Here is a 22,717-nt window from a genome sequence, read left to right as displayed (position 1 = left end):
GGAGCGTTCCCATGTCCTGTGGGCGCGGTGGTCGCGGCCTTCGGCCGACTCGATCCGGATACCACGGTGTCCGTGAGCTACGCCGGAACGGATCGGATACCAAGGTGTCCGTGAGCTACGCCGGAAGGGACCAGATCCAAGGAGACCTCCCCGCTCAACTCCCCTCGGACCGCGGTGATCAGCCGCAGCGAGGGCGTCGGGTGACGTGCCCCGGGCGATGTACTCCTTGAACGGGTCAGCCGGTGACGTGGATGGACCGTGACGGGCACAGGTCGGCAGCCCGGTGGACATCGTCCAGCAGCTCCGCGGCCGGCTCACCCTGGAGGACGACGACGAGACCGTCGTCGTCCTGGTCGAAGACCTCGGGGCTGAGCATCGCGCACTGGCCGGAGCCCACACACCGGTCGTGGTCCGTGGTGACACGCATGACAGGGATTCCGATCGGGTCGGCCGTCACCAGGTGACGGGCAGTTCGTAGACGCCGTAGACCATGGCGTCGTCCTTGAAGCGCAGTTCCTCCGAGGGCACGGCCAGTCGGAGGCCCGGAAGGCGGCGTAGCAGGGTGCCGTACACGATCTCCAGCTCCGCGCGGGCGAGGTTCGCGCCCATGCACTGGTGGATCCCGTACCCGAAGGCGAGGTGGCTCCGCGCCTCCTTGCGGTGGAAGTCGAGGGTGCCGGGGTCTGCGAAGACCGCTTCGTCGTGGTCGGCCGCGTTGTTCAGCGCGAGGACGCCCTCACCGGCGCGGATGGTGACACCGCCCACCTCGATGTCCTCGACCGCAACGCGGGCGGTGCCCGAGTCCGAGATGGAGAAGACCCGGAGCAGCTCCTCGATGGCGTTCGGCAGTAGCGTGTGGTCCGACCGGAGCTCGGCCATCTGGTCCGGGTGCTCCAGCAGGGCGAGCACACCCAGCGCGATCATGTTCGCCGTCGTCTCATGGCCGCCCACCAGCATCATCCGGGCCATTGTCACCACGTCGAGGTGGTCGGCGGCCTGCTCGGTGCGGTTCTTCTCCAGGAACCGGCTGATCAGGTCGTCACCCGGCTCGGCCTCCTTGAGGGTGACCAGCTTGTCGAGGTACATGTCCAGGGCCTGCACCGCGGCCCCGTACTCCTCCGGGCTGAGGTCGTGGTTCATGAGGGCCCCCGACCACTCCTCGAACTGGGCGTGGTCCTCGTAGGGGACCCCGAGCAGCTCGCAGATGGTCAGGGACGGCACCGGCAGGGCCAGGGCCTGGACCAGGTCGACCGGGCCGCCCGCGGCGAGCATGGCGTCGATGCGCTCGTCGACGATCTCCTGGATCCGCGGGCGCATCTCCTTCGTCCGACGGGCCGTGAACTCCGGTATCAGCATGCGGCGCTGCGCGGTGTGGTCCGGCGGGTCCATGGACAGCATCATCAGCCGGACGTGGGCCAGCATCTCCTCGGAGATGTGGAACTGGTGCGGGTAGCCGGGACGCTTGAGGTTGGAACTCACCCGCGGGTCACCGAGCACCTGCTTGACGTGCTCGTGCCGGGTCACCAGCCAGGTCGGCTTGCCGTTCACCTTGAGCGAGGCGCGCGACACGGGCTCGTCCGCGCGCAGCCCGGCGTATTCGCGCGGCTCGCTGAACGGGCAGGTGCGCCGCATGGGGAACTGGGGATACGGCGACGCCGTCCCGCCGTCCGGGTCTGCGGAATGGGTCATGGCTGCCTCTCGAACGGAACGGTGGGGGAGGGAATGCTCAGCGGGGTGTCCGGCGTCACCACGTGACGGGCAGCTCGTACAGGCCCCAGACGATGGCGTCGTCCTTGAAGCGCAGTTCGTCGGCCGGTGTGGCCAGGCGCAGTGTCGGCACCCGGCGCAGCAGAGTGGAGTAGACGACGTCGAGTTCCATCCGGGCCAGGTTCTGGCCGACGCACTGATGGACGCCGTACCCGAAGGCCACGTGGCTGCGGGCCTCGCGGCGCACGTCCAGCCGGTCCGCGTCGGGGAACACCTGCTCGTCGTGGTTGGCGGCGTTGTTCAGCGGCAGGATGCCGTCACCGGCGCGGATGGTGACACCCCCGAGCTCGATGTCCTCCATGGCCACGCGCGCCGTGCCGGCGTCCGAGATGGAGAACAGACGCAGCAGTTCCTCCACCGCGCGCGGCATCAGTTCGGGCTCCTCGCGCACGGCGGCGAGCTGGTCCGGGTGCTCCAGCAGCGCCAGCACACCCAGCGCGATCATGTTCGCCGTGGTCTCGTGGCCGGTGACCAGCATCAGCTTGGACATGCTGACGATGTCCGAGTGTTCCACCGCCGGAGTCTCCCGGTTGAACTCGATCAGCCGGCTGATCATGTCGTCGCCGGGCTCGCTCTCCTTCGCGAGGACCAGCCCGTCCACGTAGCGGTCCAGCTCGTAGTGGGCCATGCCCCGGTCCTCGTCGCTGACCTCGTGGTTCATGATGGCCCACGCCCACTGTTCGAACCGGGTGTGGTCCTTGTAGGGGACGCCGAGCAGTTCGCAGATCACCAGGGACGGCACCGGCAGCGCCAGGGCCGTGACGAGGTCCACCGGGCTGTCGCAGCCCTTGGCGAGCATCTCGTCGATCTGATCGTCCACGAGCTGCTGCACCCGGGCGCGCAGCTCGCGCATCCGGCGAACGCTGAACTCCGGTGCCAGCATCCGGCGTTGCACGGTGTGGTCCGGCGGGTCCATGGACAGGAAGGTGAGGGGGACCGACTGCAGCGTCTCCTCCGGCACCGGCACCTGGAGCGGATAGCCCGGCAGCTTCAGATTGGCGCTCACCCGCGCGTCGCCGAGCAGCTTCTTGTACAGGTCGTGGCGGGTGACCAGCCAGGTTGGCTTGCCGTTGACCTTCAACTGCGCCCGCGAGACCGGTTCGTTCTCACGCAGCCCGGTGTAGGCGGCAGGCGGACTGAAGGGACAGGCCCTACGCATCGGGAACTCCGGGAGGGCGCCCTCGGCGGCCGCTTCGGCAGGTGCAGTCATGGTGTCCTCTTCGCACGGGAGGGAGCGGGCCGCGCCGTTCACCCCCGGGGAGGGGCTCCGGACCCGGCGCCGGCACGGTTTCCGCCGGCCGTTTCCCGCACGCTAAGGAGCGGCGCCCGGGGCGGCCCACCCCTAGGTGCCCCTAGTGGCGCGGCCCTGTGAAGCGTGCGGTCGTGGCCCCCGTCACTCCCCGTACCACTAGGGGCGGTTAGGGGTCCGTCGAACGTCTGGCCGACGGTTAGCGTCGGCTGCGGACCACGGCGGAAGCACGGTTCGCCCAGCACCACACGCTCCGCGGTCCCGGGCCGGTCTCCTGACCGGACGTCCGCCGCACTCCGCAGCCCATCAGAGGTGATCAGCGTGTCCCCGAATCCCAGCGCGCAGGGTCTCGCACCCGGTGTCAAGGGCACCGTCCCCTTCGGGGAGTACCGGACCTGGTACCGCGTGACCGGGGAGCTCGGGGCGGGACGCCCCGCGGTCGTCGTCGTCCACGGCGGCCCGGGCAGCACGCACGACTACCTGCTGCCGCTGGCACGCCTCGCCGAGGGAGGCTGGCCGGTCGTCCACTACGACCAGCTGGGCAACGGCGGCTCCACCCACCTACCGGACAGCGCACCGGACTTCTGGACGGTCGGCCTCTTCCTCGACGAACTCGACAATCTCGTGCGGGAACTGGGCATCGCCGACGACTACGTCCTGTTCGGCCAGTCCTGGGGCGGCCCGCTGAGCGCCCGGCACGCGATGGGCCGTCCCCCCGGCCTCCGCGGTCTGGTCGTCGCCAACGCGCCCGCCTCGTACCCCATCTGGCTCCAGGAGATGGCCCGGCTGCGGGCCGCGCTGCCGCCGGACGTGCAGGAGGCCCTGGTGCGGCACGAGAGGGCCGGCACCTACGAGTCCGAGGAATACCTGGCCGCGATGCGGGTCTTCTACGACCGCCACGTGTGCCGCCTCACCCCGTGGCCCCGCGACTTCCTCTCCTCCTTCATGGAGATCTACAACGACCCGACGGTCTACTACGCGATGAACGGCCCCACCGAGTTCCACGTGATCGGCTCCCTGAAGGACTGGTCGATCGTCGACGAACTCCACACCATCAGGACGCCCACGCTCCTCCTGAGCGGACGCCACGACGAGGCCACCCCGGCCGTCGTCCAGCCCTACATGGACCTAGTCCCCGGGGCCCGCTGGGAGATCTTCGAGGAGTCCAGCCACCTGCCGCACCTGGAGGAACCGGACCGGTTCTTCGAGGTGCTGACCGACTTCCTCGCCGGCCTGTGACACGCCGCGCAACGACGCCGGTCCGGGCGTCGCAGACCACTGTGAGAGGGGGCGGGGACACCGCCATGGCGTACGACACCGCTCTCGTCTTCCCCGGCATGGGGCCCGTCCCCTTCGCCGAGGTGGGCCGCTTCATGGTGGCCAACCCGGTGGCCCGGGACCTGGTCGCCGTTGCCGACGACGTCCTCGGCTACTCGCTGGTGGACGCCTTCCGCCGCTCCGAGGGCGACTACTCGGAGGCCGCCCAGGTCGCCTTCTTCGTGAACTGCCTGGCCAGCGCGTACTGGGCGACCGAGCACCTGGACGTCGTCCCCGACATCGTGGCCGGTCCCAGTTTCGGGGAGAAGGCCGCCCTCGCCTACACAGGCGCCCTGGAACTGCCCGACGCGGTCCGGCTCACCGCCGGGATCGCGCGGTGCCTCGAGTCGTACTTCGCCGAACACCACAAGGACATCGTCACCCTGTCCTTCGTCCGCGCCCCGAGCGAGGAACTGGAACCGATCCTCGCCGAACTCGACGAGGCCGGCGAGTGGCACGAGATCTCCTGCCACGTCGACGACGGCTTCTGGATGGTCTCCCTTGCCGAGCACCGCGTGGAGTGGATGCGGAAGCGGCTGCGCGGCATCGGCAGCCTTCCCCTGTACACCATGCGTCCCCCCATGCACGCCTCCGCGTTCGCGCCGCTGCGTGCCAAGGCGGAACGCGAGGTCATCTCGCGCTACACCTTCGCCGATCCCTCCCTTCCAGTCGTCGCCGACCAGGACGGCAGGCTGCTGCACACCGGTGCGGAAGTCCGCACCATGCTGCTCGACAGCTTCGACCACCCCATGAACTGGCCGAGCGTCACCACGGCCCTGCGGGACGCCGGTGTCCGGCGGATGTGCGTCGCCGGGCCCGACAGTCTCTTCGGCCGGCTCCCCCGCACCACCCGCACCTTCGAGGTCGTCGCCGCGCACCCCCGCCTGGCCATGACCCCCCGGCGCCGTGCACGCGCCGCCTGAACCGTCCGATCCGCCCTATCCGCAGGAGGCACCCCCATGTGGGACGACCAGTTCGAAGACATACTCCGCACCTTCCTGCCGTTCCTGCCCCCGCAGGAGCCGCTGACCACCGACGACGAGCTGAAGGACCTCGGCCTGGACTCGCTGGGCATGGTCCAGCTGCTCGGCACGCTGGAGGACGCCTACCAGGTGCGCTTCCGTGACAGCGCGCTGACCATGGGCACCTTCCGCAGCGCGGGCACGCTGTGGGAGACCGTCGAGGGCATGCTCCAGCGCACCACGAGCTGACGGGACGGACCCCTTGGACGCCACCATGGACGGAGCCCTGTCCGGACGGTTCCTGCGCGGGCTGGCCCTGGCGCCCGACCGGCCCGCGCTGCGGGCCGACGGCACCATCCTCACCTACCGCGAGCTGCACGAGCGGGCCCTCCTGCTCGCCGGCTCCCTGCTGGCAGGTCTTCCCGGCCGGCCACCCGCTGTGGGCGTGCTCGCCGGCAAGGGAGCGTCTGCGTACCCCAGCCTGCTGGCCGGCCTCTACAGCGGCATCACCGTCGTCCCTCTGCAGCCGGCGTTCCCCGCCGCCCGCACCCGGCAGATGATCGAGGCCGCCGGAGTGGGCGCCCTGATCGCCGACGACGACGCGCTGCCCGCGCTCACCGCGCTGTACGAGGACGGCCTCGGCCTGCCCACCCTGTTCGCCCCGGGCGGGCAGCCGATGCCGGCGCTCGCCGTCGACCCCGGCAGCGGGCTGGAGGCACCGGTGCCCGCCCGGCCCGACGACATCGCCTACGTGCTGTTCACCTCCGGCTCCACCGGACGGCCCAAGGGAGTGCCGGTCACCCACGCCAACACCGCGCACTACTTCTCGCTGCTCGACGAGCGGTACGACTTCGGCCCCGAGGACGTCTTCTCGCAGACCTTCGACCTCAACTTCGACTGCGCGATGTTCGACCTGTTCTGCGCCTGGGGGGCCGGAGCCACCGTCGTACCGGTCCCGGCGCGGGAGTACGCGCGCCTGCCCGGGTTCGTGGCCGAGCAGAGGGTGAGCGTGTGGTTCTCAACGCCCAGCGCGATTTCCCTGGTTCGGCGCACCGGCGGCCTCACCCCCGGTGCGCTGTCCTCGCTGCGCCGGAGCTTCTTCGCGGGGGAGGCGCTCAGCTGCCGGGACGCCGAGGACTGGGCGGCCGCGGCGTCCGGAACCGTGCTGGAGAACATCTACGGACCGACCGAGCTGACCATCACGGTCACCGCCCACCGGTGGCGGCCGGGCCGGCGCCACCTGCACGCGATGGTGCCGATCGGGGACGTGCACCCGGGGCACGCGGTGCTGCTGCTGGACGCCGACGGCTCGCCGAGCACCACCGGCGAGGGCGAACTGTGCATAGCGGGGCCCCAGCTGACCCCCGGCTACCTCGACCCGGCCGACGACACAGGGCGCTTCCTGGAACGGGACGGCCTGCGCTACTACCGCACCGGCGACCGGGTCCGCAGCACCGACAGCGACGGTCTGCTCTTCCTGGGCCGCCTGGACGCCCAGGTCCAGGTGCACGGCATCCGGACCGAACTGGCCGAGGTCGACGCCGCGGTACGCACCTGCCCGGGCGTCGAGGAGGCGGTGACCGTCGCCGTCCCCGTGGACGGCACCGTCGAACTCGCCGTCTTCCACACCGGCGAACCGGTGAAGCCCGCCCGGCTCGCCCGTCACCTGCGGGAACTGCTGCCGGCCGCGGTCGTCCCCCGGGCCTACCACCATCTGGATGCGCTTCCGCTCAGCCCCAACCGCAAGACCGACCGCAGGAAGCTCACCTCCCGCGCCGCGGCCCTGCGACAGCAGCCCGCCGGGGCCGGGACCCGGACCCAAGGACGGCAGGAGTCGCAGTGAACGGTCGACCGACAGCGCAGGCCCGCACCGATGCCCGGATACACGACCTGCTCGACGAGGCCACCGCCGGGCACCCCGACGCGGCGGCCGTCTCCGATGCCACCGGGCGATGGACCTACCGGGAGCTCACCGCCTGGAGTCACGCCGTCGACGCGTGGCTCCAGGCCCGGGGCATCGGCCACGGCGACCGCGTCCTGGTGCAACTGGCCAGCACCCGCGAGCTCGTCGCCCTGCTGTACGGCACCGCCCGCCGCGGCGCCGTCCTCGTGCCCGTCAACACGGGGATGAAGGACTACCACCTCCGGGCCGTCGTCGAGAACTCCGAGCCGTCCCTGGTGGTCGTCGGCGGCGCCGCCGTGTCGCGTGTCACCGCGCTCGCCGCGCGGGTCCCCGTCCTCGGCCTGGACGAGGTCTGGCAGGCGGTCACCGACCTGCGCGACAAGGAGGCCCGCGGCGACGGTGCCCCCGTCCACGCCGACGACCTCGCCGTCCTCGTCTACACGTCCGGCTCCACGGCGGCCCCCAAGGCCGTCGTCTGCCCGCACGGCCGGATGGTCTTCGCCACCGAGGCCATCAACCTCGAACTCGGCTACCGCCCTGACGACGTGGTCTTCTGTCGCTTCCCCATCTCCTGGGACTACGGCCTCTACAAGGTGCTGCTCACCGCGGCCGGCCGCAGCGAGATCGTCCTCGCCGACGGCGAGTCCGACCTGGTACTGCTGCGCCGCATCCGGGAGACCGGAGCCACGGTGGTCCCCATCGTGCCGTCCCTGGCCACCATGATCTGCGCGCTGGCCGAACGTGAACCGCGGCAGGACTCCACCGTCCGCATGTTCACCAACACCGGTGCCGCGCTGCCGAAGCCCACCGCCGACGGGCTCCGCACGGCCTTCCCCGGATCCGAGGTGGTCATCCAGTTCGGCCAGACCGAGTGCAAGCGCGTCTCCGTCCTCCCGCCCGACCAGCAGCACCTCCGGCCCGAGTCCGTCGGCCGGCCGCTGCCCGGCACCCGGGCCTTCGCCGTCGACGAGGACGGCCACGCGCTGCCGCCCTGGCAGACCGGGGAGATCGTCGTCGAAGGCCCCCATGTCATGCCCGGTTACTGGCGCGCGCCCGAGCAGACCGCACACGCCTTCCGGCCCGCGCCCGACGGCGGACTACGTCTGCACACCGGCGACTTCGGACACGTCGACGAGGACGGGTACCTGTACTACGAGGGCCGCCGGGACGACATGTTCAAGCACAAGGGCGTCCGCATGAGCACCACCGAGATCGAGGCCGCGGCCACGGACGTACCCGGTGTCCGGGCCGCCGCGGTCCTGCCGCCCGCGCCCGGCCGCGATCTCGCGGTCTTCGCCGAGGGCAGCATCGACCCCCACGTGCTGCTGCGGGAACTGTCCCTCCGGCTGGAGCCCGCCAAGGTGCCCGGCGTCAGCCGTGTCGTCGACGAACTGCCGCTGACCGCACACGGCAAGCACGACCGCAAGCAGCTCCTCAGCCTTCTGAAAGGAACCACGCCGTGACCGGCACCACCGACCTCGCCCGGCGCTTCGGCACCCCCTCCTACGTCTACGATCTGGACCGGGTCGCGGCGGCGCGGGACGAGCTGTTCGCCGCTCTGCCCGACGAGGTGGCCGTGTACTACGCGGCCAAGGCCAACCCGCACCCCGAGATCCTGCGCGAGATGCGGGCCGGCGGGCCCCGGGCCTGCCGTGCGGAGATCAGCTCCGTCGGGGAACTCGACGCCGTCCTGCGGGCCGGCTACGAGGGGACCGAGATTCTGTACACCGGCCCCGGCAAGACCACCGAGGAGCTGGCCGAGGCGATGACCCGGGGCGTGCGGACGTTCTCCGTGGAGTCACCCGGCGACCTGAGGCACGTCGGCGACACGGCCGTGCGGCTCGGCATCACAGCCGACTGCCTGATCCGGGTCAACAACCCGACCGGCGCCGCCGCGACCAGCATTCGCATGACGGGGGTGCCCTCACAGTTCGGGTTCGACGGTGAGACCCTGGCCGGCCTCGCCGCGGAACTGCGCGACGTACCCGGCACCGCCCTGGTCGGCCTGCACTTCTTCCCGTTGAGCAACGCCAAGGACGAGGCGAGCCTCATCGCCGAGTTCCGGCACACCATCGCCACCGCCGCCGCACTCCAGCGGGAGCTCGGCGTCGACTTCCGCATCGTCGACCTCGGCGGAGGTTTCGCCGCACCGTACGCGGTCCAGGGGCGGCGGCCGGTCTACGGCGAACTGCGCGAAACCCTGGCCACGTCGCTCGACGAGCACTTCCCCGGCTGGCGCGACGGCGCCCCGCGCATCGCCTGCGAGTCGGGGCGGTATCTGGTCGCCGACAGCGGCACCCTGCTCACGAGCGTCGTCAACGTCAAGGACAGCCGGGGCACCCGCTACGTCGTCCTCGACGCAGGCATCAACACCTTCGGCGGCATGTCCGGCCTCGGCCGCATCCTGCCGGTCTCCATCGAGCCGCACGAGTCCGTCGGCACGGACGGAATACCGGTCCAGCTCGCCGGACCGCTGTGCACGCCCGGCGATCTGCTCGGACGCCAGGTCCCGCTGTCCGATCCGGCCCCCGGCGACCTGCTGACCGTCCCCAACGCCGGTTCCTACGGGCCGACCGCCAGCCTCCTGATGTTCCTCGGCAGGCCCGCCCCCACGGAGATCGTCGTCCGCGGCGACGACCTCGTCTCGGTCTCCCGCATCCAGCACACCCGAACCTACGAACACGGACAGGCCCTGTGATGAGCGATCCCCTCACCCCCGCCCCCGGCGACCAGCCCGTCCTCGTGGCGGGCGGCATGTCCGACTCGCACACCTGGAATCTGGTCTACCTCCAGCTCCTCGTGGAGGAGCACGGCCACCGCGTGGTCAACCTCGGCCCCTGCGTCCCCGAAGACCTGCTGATCGGCGAGGCCCTCGCGCACGACCCCGCACTGATCGTGATCAGCAGCGTCAACGGACACGGCTACCAGGACGGCATGCGCACCGTCACCCGACTGCGTGAGCACCCCGGCCTCAGCGGCGTGTCCGTCGTCATCGGCGGCAAGCTCGGCATCGCCGGGCCCTGCGGCGACGAGGAGACGGCCGCCCTGCGCGCGGCGGGCTTCGACGAGGTGTTCGAGGAGTCGGCCGACGGCATCGCGGCCTTCCGCCGGATGCTCGACGCCCTGCCCCAGCGGGCCCTGGTGTGACCGGTGCCGGATTCGGCGCGTTCGTGCGCCGGGCTCACGACGCCGGCCGGCTGGTCGTGCAGCCCCGGATGGGAATGAGCAGCCCGCAGCGCATGCGCGCCGGGCTGCTCGCCACCCGGGACGCCGACGCGACGACGGTCGGCACTCTCACGCTGGACAGCTACACGCGGGTCGGCGACCTGGAGTCGGCGCAACTCGCGGTTCTCGAAGGGGCCGACCTCAACGGCTATCCGCTGGTGAGCCATGCGACGACCACCACGCGCGGGGTTCTGGACGGCATCCACGGGCCGGATTTCCCGGTGCAGGTGCGGCACGGCTCGGCGGCGCCCCAGTACATTTTCCGGGCACTGACGGCGGTGGGGCTCGACGCCTCGGAGGGCGGGCCCGTCTCCTACTGCCTCCCGTACGGCAGAGTCCCGTTGCGCGAGTCCGTCGCCCACTGGACGGAATCCTGCGAACACTTCGCCACGCTCCGCCGGACCGGCGCCGAACCGCACCTGGAGACGTTCGGGGGATGCGTGCTCGGCCAGCTCTGCCCGCCCGGCCTGCTTGTCGCGGTGAGCGTGCTCGAGGCGTTGTTCTTCCGTCGGCACGGAATCCGGAGCATTTCAGTGAGTTACGCCCAGCAGACGAATCGACGTCAGGACTCCGAAGCGGTCGCGGCGTTACGCAGCCTGTGCAGTCGGTTCCTTTCGGACACCGAATGGCACGTAGTCGTCTACGCCTATATGGGATTGTTCCCGGAAACCGTGCACGGTGCCCGCCGACTGCTCGCCCAGGCCGCCGAACTGGCCGTTGCGAGTGGCTCCGAGCGTCTCATCGTGAAAACCGTCGCGGAATCCCGGCGTATTCCGTCGGTGGCGGAGAACGTGGCCGCGCTGGAATACGCGGCCGCGGTCGCCACGCGCACCGTCCGGGACCCTCTGGAGGGCACCGGGACGGAGACGTACGCCGAGGCGTACGCACTGGTCGACGCGGTGCTGAACCTGGACGACGACCTCGGCACCGCGCTGCTGAAGGCATTCTCGGAGGGCCGGCTGGACGTGCCTTACTGCTTGCATCCCGACAATGCCGGACTGAGCCGGAGCTACATAGCCGAGGACGGCCGGCTGCGCTGGTCCGACGTGGGAAAGATGCCGCTGTCCGGTGCCGTCGACGCGCGCCCGGCCCACACCGTCACCTCCGCGGAACTGCTCGCCTCCCTCGCCTACGTCCGGCGTTCGTTCGACGATCACAACGCCCTTCAGTAGACCGGAGATCAGCCAGGACCGGCCCGGCCCCCGAGGGCTGTCCCGCAATTCCTGGCGGGCGCCCGACGACGGATACGGCACCTCGCCGCGTCGTCGAAACACCCGAATACATCCAGTATTCGGGCGTCTCTCCGCCCTGCGATGCACCGCATCCGACGCCGTTCGCTGATCCACCAGGAATTGCGGGACAGCCCTTAGGGGTGGCTAAGGGTGTGGGGCCTTCAAGAGCGGTCATTACCGTGTGGAAAAAGGTGGGAACGATGTCGGTCGAAGGTGGAGATGCGTGGATGAACGGGCCCGGATCCGAATCAGCCCTGGCACGACTGCTCGCCGAGGCCGCACCGACGCAGCACCGCAGACTCGTGACGGATCTGGTGCGCGCCGCCGTGACCGAGGCGGTCGAGGCGGCCAGGCCGGGCACGTCCCAGACCCTGGACCCCTCCGTACCGCTGGCGGAACAGGGGCTCGACTCGCTCGCGGCGGTGGACCTGCACCGGAGGCTGACCGAGCGGACCGGCCTCGACCTGCCGGTCGGCCTCGCCTACGACTGCCCCACCGTGCGCGATCTCGCCGACCGGCTGCTGCCCGGTGACGGTGCCGCCGACGAGGCCGCGCCGGTGCCGGCCGGTGACGGCCCCACCGACGAACCCGTGGCGATCGTCGGCATCGGCTGCCGCTTTCCCGGGGGCATCGAGACCCCGGCCGACCTCTGGCGCCTGCTGACCGACGGCGGCGAAGTGCTTTCGGACTTCCCCCGGGACCGGGGCTGGGACCTGGAGCGGCTGTTCGACGAGGACCCGGACGCCCCCGGCAGTTCCTACGCCCGTGCCGGCGGATTCCTCGCCACGGCAACCGAGTTCGACGCCGAGTTCTTCGGCATCAGCCCGCGCGAGTCGATGGCCATGGACCCGCAGCAGCGGCTGGTCCTGGAGACCTCCTGGCTGGCACTGGAGGACGCCGGCATCGACCCCACCACATTGCGCCGAACGGCGGCCGGCATGTTCTTCGGGGCCGAGGTGCAGGAGTACGGTCCGCGCCTGCACGACGCGCCGGACGGACTGGACGCCCATCTGCTGGCCGGCAACGCCTCCAGCGTCATCTCCGGGCGCGTCGCCTACGTGCTGGGCACCGAGGGACCGGCCGTCACCGTCGACACCGCCTGCTCCGCCTCCCTGGTCGCCGTCCACCTGGCCTGCCGCTCGCTGCTGCAGGGCGAGTCGTCACTGGCGCTGGCCGGCGGGGTCGCGGTGATGGGCGGGCCAGGTGTCTTCACCGCGTTCAGCAGGCAGCGGGGCCTGTCCGCGGACGGCCGCTGCAAGGCCTTCGCCGCCGCCGCGGACGGCACGGGCTTTGCCGAGGGCGTCGGCGTCCTCGTCCTGGAACGGCTCTCCGACGCCCGCCGCAACGGCCACCGGGTGCTCGCCGTCGTACGGTCCTCCGCCGTCAACCAGGACGGCGCCTCCAACGGGCTCACCGCCCCCAGCGGCACCGCCCAGCAGCGGCTGATCCGCCGGGCCCTGGCCGTCGCCGGACTCGAACCCGCCGACGTCGACGTGGTGGAGGCACACGGTACGGGCACCCGCCTCGGCGACCCCATCGAGGCGACCGCGCTCCTGGGCACCTACGGGCAGGGCCGCCCGGCCGGAGCCCCGCTGCTGCTCGGCTCGGTCAAGTCGAACCTGGGCCACACCCAGGCCGCCGCGGGCGTGGCCGGCGTGATCAAGACCGTCCTCGCCATGCGGCACGGTCAGGTACCTGCGACCCTGCACGTCGACGCCCCCACTCCGCACGCCGCCTGGGCGTCCGGCAGCGTGGAACTGGTCACCGAGTCGAGGCCCTGGCCCCGTACCGGCCGCCCCCGCAGGGCGGGTGTCTCCTCCTTCGGGGTCAGCGGCACCAACGCCCACGTCATCCTGGAACAGCCGGACTCCGAGGACCACGCCGAGGACCCGGCCGGTGTCCGGGCTGCGGACCCGCAGGCGGCACACCCCACCCCCGGGAGCGATGCCGGTAAAGCCCCCGGCGGTGTCCCGGTCCCGCTCGTCTTCCCGCTGTCCGCCCGCGGCGGGGCCGCCCTGCGGGCCCGCGCCGCCGACCTGCTGCCACTGGCCGTCGCCGCGGAACCGGCCGACCTCGCCCATGCCCTGGCCACCACCCGCGCCGCCTTGCCCGACCGGGCCGTCCTCGTCGCGGCCGACCGCGCCGAACTGAGGGCGGCACTCACCGCCGTGGCCTTGGGCAGCACCCCGGCGACCGGACCGACGGGCGGCGAACTCGGCTTCCTGTTCACCGGGCAGGGCAGTCAGCGCCCCGGCATGGGCCGCGAACTCGCCGCCGCGTACCCCGCGTTCGCCGACGCTCTCGACGACGTCTGCGCCCACTTCGACCTCCAGCTGCCCAAGCCGCTCAAGAGCGTCCTGTTCGCCGGGCCGGACACACCCGACGCGGAGCTGCTGCACCGTACCGAGTACGCGCAGCCGGCCCTGTTCGCCGTCGAAGTCGCCCTCCACCGGTTGCTGGAAAGCTGGGGGATGCGTCCCGACCACCTGGCCGGGCACTCCGTCGGCGAGATCGCCGCCGCGCACGTGGCCGGGGTCCTCACTCTGCAGGACGCCACCATCCTGGTGGCGGCCAGAGGCCGGCTCATGCAGGCGCTGCCCGAAGGCGGTGCCATGGTCGCCGTCCGCGCCGGCGAGAGCGACGTCGCGCCGCTGCTCACCGAGCATACGGCCATCGCGGCCGTGAACGGCCCCGCCGCCGTCGTGATCTCCGGCGACCTGGACGACGTCGAGCGCATCGCCGGTGAACTCGCCACCCGCGGGCACGAAACCAAGCGACTGCGCGTCAGCCACGCCTTCCACTCGCCGCTGATGGAGCCGGTGCTGGACGAGTTCCGCCGGGTGGCGCGGGTACTGGACTACGCCGAACCCACCGTGCCGGTCGTGTCGACCGTGACCGGGGCCCCCGTCGGCCACGAACTGCGCGATCCCGAGTACTGGGTGGAACACGTCCGCGCCCCGGTCCGCTTCCACGACGCCGTGCGGTGGCTCTCCGACGCCGGAGTCCGGACCTTCCTGGAGATCGGCCCGGACGCGGTGCTGACCGCCATGGGGCCGGACTGCACGGACGCCCCCGGCACAGCCTTCCTGCCGGTGCTCCGGCGCGATCGGCCCGAGGCCCGCGAGGCCGTCACCGCGCTCGCCGAGGCCCACGCCCGCGGCGTTCCCGTCGACTGGGCCCGGCACCACGCCGGCCGGGGCGCCCGCCGCGTCGAGCTGCCCGGCTACCCCTTCCAGCGGCGCCGCTTCTGGCTGGAGCCGGGCACCCGCGCCGACGCGGCCCGCCTGGGGCAGGTCGCGGCCGGACACCCTCTGCTGGCGGCCGTGGTCGCGGTCGGCGCGGAGGGCGTCGTCCTGACCGGACGCCTCTCGACCCGCACCCACACCTGGCTCGCGGACCACGTGATCGCCGGTCGCGTACTGATGCCCGGTACCGCGTTCGTCGAACTCGCCCTGCGGGCAGGCGACCACGTAGGCGCCACCGAGCTGGAGGAACTCACCCTCGGCGCCCCCCTGGTGCTCGCGGCGGACGAGCCCGTCGCCGTCCAGGTGGCCGTCGGGGAACCCGACGACTCCGGACGACGCACCGTCACCGTCCACGCGCGCGCCGGCGAGGACGCGCCCTGGACCCGGCACGCGGCCGGCGTGCTCGCCGGCGCCGGAACCGCGGAGCCGGCCGCCGTCACCGAGCAGGGTGCCTGGCCGCCGCCGGACGCCGTACCCCTGGACACCACGGACGTCTACGCGGGCCTCGCCGACCAGGGCTACGCCTACGGCCCGGTCTTCCAGGGCCTGCGTGCCGCCTGGCGGCACGGCCAGGACATCATCGCCGAGGTCGCCCTGCCCGGGGACGCCACTACCGACGCCGAGCGCTTCGGACTCCACCCCGCGCTGATGGACGCCGCGCTGCACGCCGCCGACCTCGACGCCCCGCCGCGCGGCGAGGTGCTGCTGCCGTTCGCCTGGACCGGTGTACGCCTGCACGCCACCGGCGCCTCGGCCCTGCGCGTACGGATCACCCGTGGCGACGGCGACACCATAGGCCTGCACCTGTTCGACGCCACCGGTGCCCCCGTGGCCGACGTAGAGGCCATGACCTCCCTGCCGGTAGCCGACGAGGACGTCCTGTACGCCGTGCAGTGGTCGCCGCACGCCCGGCCGGCTGCCACCGCGGACCTGCGCACCGCCGTCCTCGACGGCGCCCGCCCCGACGACGGTCCGGCCGGCGACGCGCTCGCCCGTACCGTGGACGCGCTGCTCGATGCCCCCGCTCCGGACGCTGTGGTGTACCGCCCGGCCGGTCCCGCTGGAGCCGACGCCGCCGAGGCCCGCGCCCACGTGCTTCGCACCCTGCGCCTGCTGCGGACCTGGCAGTCGGACGAACGGGCGGCGGGAACCCGCCTCGTCCTCGTCACCCCGCCCGGCAGCCCCGCCCACGCCGCGGTACGCGGTCTGGTCCGCTCCGCACAGGCCGAGAACCCGGGCCGCTACGTCCTCGTCGAGCACGACGCCCTGCCCTCCGAGACCGAGCTGCGCCAGGCGCTCACCACCGGAGAGCCCGAACTCTCGCTCGCCGGAGGCTGGTTCGCCGTGCCCCGGCTGGCCGCCGCCCCGGCGGACCCGCCCCGGCAGGCCGCAGGCTGGGGCACCGTCCTGATCACCGGCGGCACCGGCGGCCTCGGCGCTCTGCTCGCCCGTCACCTGGTGCGTGCCCACGGCGTCACCCGACTGGTTCTGGCGGGCCGGCGGGGACACGCCCCCGAGCTGCACGCCGAACTGACCGCGCTGGGCGCAGAGGTGACCGTGCTCGCCTGCGACGTCGGCGACCGGGAGGCGCTGCGCGACCTGCTGGCCCGGCACCCGGTCGACTCCGTCGTCCACGCCGCGGGCACCGTGCGGGACGGCATCGTCGAGAACCTCACCGACGACATGGTCGACGAGGTCTTCCGCGCCAAGGCCGCCGGAGCCTGGCACCTCCACGAACTCACCCTCGACCGGGACCTGTCGCACTTCGTGCTGTTCTCCTCGCTCGCCGCCGTCCTCGACGGACCGGGCCAGGGCAACTACGCCGCCGCCAACGCGTACCTGGACGCCCTCGCCACCTACCGGGCGGCGCACGGACTGCCCGCCACCGCCCTCGCCTGGAGCCTGTGGGCCACCGGCACCGGCATGGGCGCCGCGCTGGACGCCGCGGACCTGGAGCGCGTGGCCGCGTACGGGGTCCCCGGGCTGTCCGCGGGACACGCCCTGCGGCTCTTCGACACCGCGATCCGTTCCGGCAGACCCCACCTCGTCCCTGTGGAGATCGACGCCGCCGCCGTACGCCGCCGGCCAGACGGCCCGCCACCTCTGCTGAGCGGCCTCGTCCGCCCCGTCACCCGGCGGGCCGCCGCCCGTACGGCACCCCACCAGGATCGGGGGGTGGCGGACCTGCCCGCCGCCGACCGGGAGCGCGCGGTGCTGGACCTGGTCCGCACCGAGGTGGCCGCGGTCCTGCGGCACGACTCCGCGTCGGCCATCGACCCCGGGCGGGCCTTCACCGAGCTGGGATTCGACTCCTTGGCCGCCGTCGAACTCCGCAACAGGCTCAACACCGTCACCGGACTGCGGCTGCCGGCCACCCTCGTCTTCGACCACCCCACCTCGCGTGCCCTCGCCGACCACGTCCGGGACACCCTCTTCGGCACCTCGCGGCCTGCCGGCGAAGCCGCCCCCGGACCGCGCCCCGCCGACAGCGACGACCCCGTCGTCATCGTCGGCATGGGCTGCCGCTACCCCGGCGGCGTCCGCTCCCCGGAGGATCTGTGGCGCGTCGTCGCCGACGGCGTCGACACGGTCGGTGACTTCCCCGCCGACCGCGGCTGGGACACGGACACCCTGTACGACCCCGAGCCCGGCACTCCCGGCCGCACGTACACCCAGGAGGGCGCCTTCCTCTACGACGCGGCCGACTTCGACCCGGGCTTCTTCGGTATCGGCCCGCGCGAGGCCACCGCCATGGACCCGCAGCAGCGCCTGCTCCTGGAGGTCTCCTGGGAGGCACTGGAGCGCTCCGCGATCGACCCGGCGGCCCTGCGCGGCTCACGCACCGGTGTGTTCGCGGGGGTCATGTACCACGACTACGGCACCTGGCTGAGCGACGTCCCCGACGACCTCGCCGCCTACCTCGGCAACGGAAGCCTCGGCAGCGTCGTCTCCGGCCGGGTCGCCTACGCCCTCGGACTGGAAGGCCCTGCCGTCACCGTCGACACCGCCTGCTCCTCCTCACTGGTCACCCTGCACCTGGCCGCGCAGGCACTGCGGCAGGGCGAGTGCGACCTCGCCCTGGTCGGCGGCGTCACCGTCATGTCGACCCCGGACACCTTCGTCGACTTCGCCCGCCAGCGTGGCCTGGCCTCCGACGGCCGCTGCAAGTCGTTCGCCGCGGCTGCGGACGGCACCGGATGGGGCGAGGGCGTCGGCATGCTCGTCGTCGAACGCCTCTCCGACGCCCGCCGCAACGGCCACCGGGTGCTGGCCACGGTGCGCGGATCCGCCGTCAACTCCGACGGCGCCTCCAACGGCCTGACCGCCCCTAACGGCCCCTCCCAGCAGCGTGTCATCCGCGCCGCGCTGAGCGCCGCCGGGCTCACCACCACCGACGTCGACGCCGTCGAGGCGCACGGAACCGGCACCACGCTCGGCGACCCGATCGAGGCGCAGGCGCTGCTGGCCACCTACGGGCAGGGGCGGCCGGACGACGAGCCGCTGTGGCTGGGGTCCGTCAAGTCCAACATGGGGCACACCCAGGCCGCCGCCGGAGTCGCCGGCATCATCAAGATGGTCATGGCGATGCGCCACGGCACCCTGCCGCGCACCCTCCACGTCGACGCGCCCTCGCACCAGGTGGACTGGACGGCGGGCGCGGTGCGGCTGCTCACCGACGAGCGGCCGTGGCCCGCCCTGGACCGGCCGCGCCGCGCCGGAGTCTCCTCCTTCGGGATCAGCGGCACCAACGCCCACGTGATCCTCGAGGAGTTCACCGCCGACGGGCCGGAGAACACCGAGCCCGACCCGGCCACCGTGCCGCCCGTGCTCGCCCTCGCCGTCTCCGCGCGCTCGCCCGAGGCACTGCGCGGCCAGGCCGCCCGGCTGCGGGGCCTCACCGGCACCGCACCCGCGGACATCGGCCTGGCCCTCGCCACCACCCGCACCACCCATCCGCACCGCGCCGTCGTCCTCGCCACCGACGAGCCGCGCACCGCGGCAGCACTGGACGCCCTTGCCCGGGGCCACGAGGCGCCCGGGCTGCTCGTCACCGGTGCCGCCACCGACGGAACCCTCGCCCACCTGTTCTCCGGGCAGGGCGCCCAGCGGCCCGGCATGGGCCGCGACTGGTACGACAGCTACCCGGTCTACGCCGAACACTTCGACCGCATTGCCGAACTCTTCGCCAAGCACCTGGAACGGCCGCTCGCCGAGGTCGTGTTCGGCGACCACCCCGGAGTCCTGGAGCAGACCGCCTACACCCAGGCCGCCCTGTTCACCACCCAGGTCGCCCTCCACCGCCTGCTGGAGTCGTTCGGGGTGCGGCCCGCGTGGCTGGCCGGACACTCCGTCGGCGAGTTCGCCGCCGCGCACGTCGCGGGGGTCTGGTCACTGCAGGACGCCGTGACCGCCGTCGCGGCCCGCGGCCGGCTGATGCAGGCGCTGCCCGGGGGCGGCGCGATGATCGCCGTACAGGCCACGGAGAAGGAGGTGGCGCCGCTGCTGGACGAACGGTGCGGCATCGCCGCGGTCAACGGCCCGCGCGCCGTGGTCGTCTCGGGGGAGGAGGACGCCGTCACCGCCGTCGCCGCGCACTTCGCCACCACCCGGCGGCTGCGCGTCTCGCACGCCTTCCACTCCCCTCGCATGGAGCCCATGCTGGAGGAGTTCCGCCAGGTCATGGCGGCCCTGCCGGCCTCGGAACCGGTCCTGCCGATCGTGTCCACGCTCACCGGTGTCCAGGCCACGGCCGCCGACCTGGGCTCCGCCGACTACTGGGTGCGGCACGTACGGCAGACCGTCCGCTTCGCCGACGCCGTCAGGACGCTGGCCGCGCAGGGCGTCGACACCTTCCTCGAACTGGGCGCCGCACCCGTCCTGACGGCCATGGGCCCGGACTGCCTCCCCGACGCCGCGGGGGCCGCGTTCGTACCCGTGGCCCGCAAGGACACAGCCCAGGTCCCCGGCCTTCTCACCGCGCTGGCCACCGTGCACACCCGGGGCACGGACGTCGACTGGTCGGTCCTGTACGACGGCTACACGGGCCGCCGCACCGAACTGCCCACCTACGCCTTCGAGCACCGTCCCTACTGGCTGCCGACAACCACGGCCAGGGGCGACGCCACCGGGCACGGGCTCGCCACCTCCGACCACCCGTTCGTCAGCGCCCGCCTGGACCTGCCCGGCGACGGCGGAACCCTGCTCACCGGACGGATCTCCACCGCCACCCACCCTGTCCTCAACCAGCACGCCGTGCTCGGATCGGTGCTGGTGCCGGGCGCCGCCCTGGTCGACCTCGCCCTGCACGCCGGCCGGCTGACCGGCCGCCCCGTCCTGGAGGAACTCACCCTCCAGGCTCCGCTGGCGCTCCCGGGGGACGGCGCCGTACACCTCCAGGTCGCCGCGCGGCCCGACGGCGCCGTGGAGATCCACTCCCGGCCCGGGAACGCACCCGGGGACGAGGACTGGACGCGCCACGCGACCGGCACCCTCACCACCACCGGCGCCCTCACCGGCACGGAAACGGCAGCGGACGGTGTCTGGCCGCCACCGGGCGCCGTCCCGCTCGACATCACCGGCCTCTACGCCCGCCTGCATGGCGAGGGCTACGACTACGGGCCCGTCTTCCGCGGCGTACGGACCGCCTGGCGGCTCGGCGACACCGTCCTGGCCGAGCTGGAACTCCCCGCCGACGCGCGGCAGGACGCAGCCCGGCACACCCTGCACCCCGCGCTGCTGGACTCCGCCCTGCACACCACGTCCCTCGCCTCGGAGGACCCCGGCGAGGGCACCCCCGCCGGCACGATCGCCCTCCCCTTCGCCTGGACGGGCGTCACCGCGCACGGCCGGGGGGCACTCACCGCACGCGTCCGGGTCACCCCGCGCGAGGAAGGCACCCGGATCGAACTGACGGACACCGAGGGCAGGCCGCTGGCCACCGTCGAGTCCTACGTCTCCCGCCCCGTCACGGCCGACCGGCTCACCGGGCGTGCGCGTTCCCTCTACGTCACCGAGGGCGAACCGCTGCCGGCCGCCGCCGGGCGCCCCGAGCGCCGCACCTGGGCCGTGCTCGGCCCCGACGACGCCGGTCTCGGCGCCCCCGCCCACCCCCGACTGGCCTCGATCGGCGGTCCGGCACCCGACGTCGTCGTCCTGCCGGTGCGCGCCCCGCACCACGACGCGGAGCAGCTGCCGGGGGCGGTGCGTGCCACGCTGGACGCGACCCTCGTGACCGTCCAGGAGTGGCTGGGCGACGAGCGGTGGGCCGGTTCGGTGCTGCTGGTCCTCACCGCCGGCACCCTCTGCGACGCCGCCGTGCACGGACTCGTGCGGGCTGCCCAGGCCGAGGACCCGGGCAGGATCGTCCTCGTCGGCCGGTCCGGGCCCGACAGCCCCGTACCCGACCGCGCCGCGCTGGCCGCGGTCCTCGACTTTGGTGAGCCGGAGGTGTCGTGGCGGGACGGCCGGGCCCACGCACCGCGTCTGACACGCGCCGCCGAACCGGACGCGCCGCGCGCCGGCCGCCCCTGGGGCACCGTCCTCGTCACCGGCGGCACCGGAGGGCTCGGCGCCCTGGTGGCCCGCCACCTCGTCACCCGGCACGGCGTCACCCGCCTCGTCCTTGCCGGCCGCCGGGGGCCCGACGCCCAGGGCGCCGCCGAACTGGCCCAGGACCTGTCCGCCCTGGGCGCCCGCACCGATCTCGTCGCCTGCGACGTCGCCGACCGGGCCGCACTCGCCGCCCTGCTCGCCGCCCACCCCGTCGACAGCATCGTGCACACCGCCGGCGTTCTCGACGACGGGCTGGTCCCCTCCCTCACCCCCGAGCGTCTTGACACCGTGCTCCGGCCCAAGGCGGACGCCGCCTGGCACCTGCACCAGCTCACCCTCGACCGGGACCTGTCCCACTTCGTGCTGTTCTCCTCGGCCGCCGGCACCATCGATGCCACGGGCCAGGGCAACTACGCCGCCGCCAACGTCTTCCTCGACGCCCTGGCGGCCCACCGCGCGGACCGGAACCTCCCGGCGACCTCGCTCGCCTGGGGCCTCTGGGCCGGCAGCGGCATGGGAGCCGGCCTCGACCGGGACGACGTACAGCGCATCGAACGGTCCGGTATCGGCGCGCTCGACCCGGCCGAAGGGCTGGAACTGTTCGACGTGGCCCTGGAGTCCGGGCTTCCCGCCCTGGTGCCGGTCCGGCTGGACACCACCGCGCTGCGCCGCCGCGGTGACGACGTACCCGCCGTGCTGCGCACCTTGGCCGGTGTCACCGCCCGCGCGGAGCGGGACGACCGGACCCGCACACTCGGCGAGCGCCTGACCGGGCTGCCGGAGGCCGACCACGGGCACACGGTGCTCGAAGCGGTCCGCACCGAGGTCGCCGCGGTACTCGGCCACGACGGACCCGCGGCCGTCGACCCCCGACGCGCCTTCACCGAGCTGGGCTTCGACTCACTCGCCGCCGTCGAACTGCGCAACCGGCTCAACGCCGTCAGCGGACTGCGTCTGCCCTCCACCCTCATATTCGACTACGCCACCCCGACGGCTCTGGCGGACCACCTGCTCGACCGGTTCGCCCCGGACGCCGCCCCGGAGTCCGACCTGCGGGCGGACGACGAGGTGCGGAGCCTCATCGCCCGCATCCCGGTCGCGAGGATCCGTGAGGCGGGACTGCTCGACGGACTGCTGAGACTGTCCGGACCCGCACCGGCCGAGGCCGCCGCCGAGCGGCCCATGGACATCAAGTCCATGGGCGTGGCGGACCTGGTGCGTGCCGCCCTGAGCCGCAGTACCCCCGGATGACCCGCCCCGGTGCC

The 22,717-nt window shown here is 72.9% G+C and carries 12 protein-coding genes; 9 read left to right on the top strand and 3 right to left on the bottom strand.

Annotation, left to right across the window (positions count from 1 at the left end; all coding sequences use genetic code 11):
* Window positions 1-235: 235 nt before the first annotated feature.
* Genes ACWCSV_RS17380 through ACWCSV_RS17370 form a run of 3 tightly spaced genes read right to left on the bottom strand, consistent with a single transcriptional unit; the run spans window position 236 to window position 2,977 of the window.
* Window positions 236-427, bottom strand: coding sequence for a ferredoxin (locus tag ACWCSV_RS17380; protein WP_451143023.1), 192 nt, complete (start codon window positions 425-427; stop codon window positions 236-238).
* 26 nt (window positions 428-453) lie between these two features.
* Complete coding sequence (locus ACWCSV_RS17375; RefSeq protein WP_451143021.1) at window positions 454-1,689, bottom strand: cytochrome P450; 1,236 nt, start codon at window positions 1,687-1,689, stop codon at window positions 454-456.
* A 55-nt stretch (window positions 1,690-1,744) separates the two neighbouring features.
* Window positions 1,745-2,977 carry a cytochrome P450 gene (locus tag ACWCSV_RS17370; protein WP_451143019.1) on the bottom strand — a complete coding sequence of 411 codons (1,233 nt, stop codon included), beginning with the start codon at window positions 2,975-2,977 and terminating at the stop codon, window positions 1,745-1,747.
* Window positions 2,978-3,337: 360 nt separating this feature from the next.
* Between ACWCSV_RS17370 and ACWCSV_RS17365 the strand changes: the two genes are divergently transcribed.
* From ACWCSV_RS17365 to ACWCSV_RS17325, 9 genes are all read left to right on the top strand, one after another.
* Window positions 3,338-4,255, top strand: a complete 918-nt coding sequence (locus tag ACWCSV_RS17365; RefSeq protein ID WP_451143017.1) for a proline iminopeptidase-family hydrolase — start codon at window positions 3,338-3,340, stop codon at window positions 4,253-4,255.
* 65 nt (window positions 4,256-4,320) lie between these two features.
* On the top strand, window positions 4,321-5,256 hold the full coding sequence (locus ACWCSV_RS17360) for an ACP S-malonyltransferase (protein ID WP_451143015.1): 936 nt from the start codon (window positions 4,321-4,323) through the stop codon (window positions 5,254-5,256).
* 36 nt (window positions 5,257-5,292) lie between these two features.
* Window positions 5,293-5,544 (top strand): phosphopantetheine-binding protein, encoded by a 252-nt coding sequence (locus ACWCSV_RS17355; RefSeq protein WP_451143013.1) that lies wholly within the window; start codon window positions 5,293-5,295, stop codon window positions 5,542-5,544.
* Between the two features lie 25 nt (window positions 5,545-5,569).
* Window positions 5,570-7,138, top strand: a complete 1,569-nt coding sequence (locus ACWCSV_RS17350) for an AMP-binding protein (protein ID WP_451143119.1) — start codon at window positions 5,570-5,572, stop codon at window positions 7,136-7,138.
* Window positions 7,135-8,661, top strand: a complete 1,527-nt coding sequence (locus ACWCSV_RS17345) for an AMP-binding protein (protein ID WP_451143011.1) — start codon at window positions 7,135-7,137, stop codon at window positions 8,659-8,661. Before ACWCSV_RS17350 ends, ACWCSV_RS17345 begins: the two co-directional genes overlap by 4 nt.
* Window positions 8,658-9,896 carry a type III PLP-dependent enzyme gene (locus ACWCSV_RS17340; protein ID WP_451143009.1) on the top strand — a complete coding sequence of 413 codons (1,239 nt, stop codon included), beginning with the start codon at window positions 8,658-8,660 and terminating at the stop codon, window positions 9,894-9,896. The genes ACWCSV_RS17345 and ACWCSV_RS17340 overlap by 4 nt, the downstream gene beginning before the upstream one ends.
* The gene (locus tag ACWCSV_RS17335; protein WP_451143007.1) at window positions 9,896-10,345 is read left to right on the top strand and encodes a cobalamin B12-binding domain-containing protein; all 450 of its coding nucleotides are present in this window, start codon (window positions 9,896-9,898) and stop codon (window positions 10,343-10,345) included. The genes ACWCSV_RS17340 and ACWCSV_RS17335 overlap by 1 nt, the downstream gene beginning before the upstream one ends.
* A complete protein-coding gene (locus ACWCSV_RS17330; protein WP_451143005.1) occupies window positions 10,342-11,595 on the top strand; it encodes a methylaspartate mutase in 1,254 nt (417 codons plus the stop codon). Before ACWCSV_RS17335 ends, ACWCSV_RS17330 begins: the two co-directional genes overlap by 4 nt.
* 287 nt (window positions 11,596-11,882) lie before the next feature.
* A complete protein-coding gene (locus ACWCSV_RS17325) occupies window positions 11,883-22,703 on the top strand; it encodes an SDR family NAD(P)-dependent oxidoreductase (RefSeq protein WP_451143003.1) in 10,821 nt (3,606 codons plus the stop codon).
* Window positions 22,704-22,717 lie beyond the last annotated feature (14 nt).

The sequence above is a fragment of the Streptomyces sp. NPDC001770 genome (genome assembly GCF_053596135.1).
Note: the sequence above shows the minus strand (reverse complement) of the source record. Positions and strands in the feature narration are given on the sequence as shown.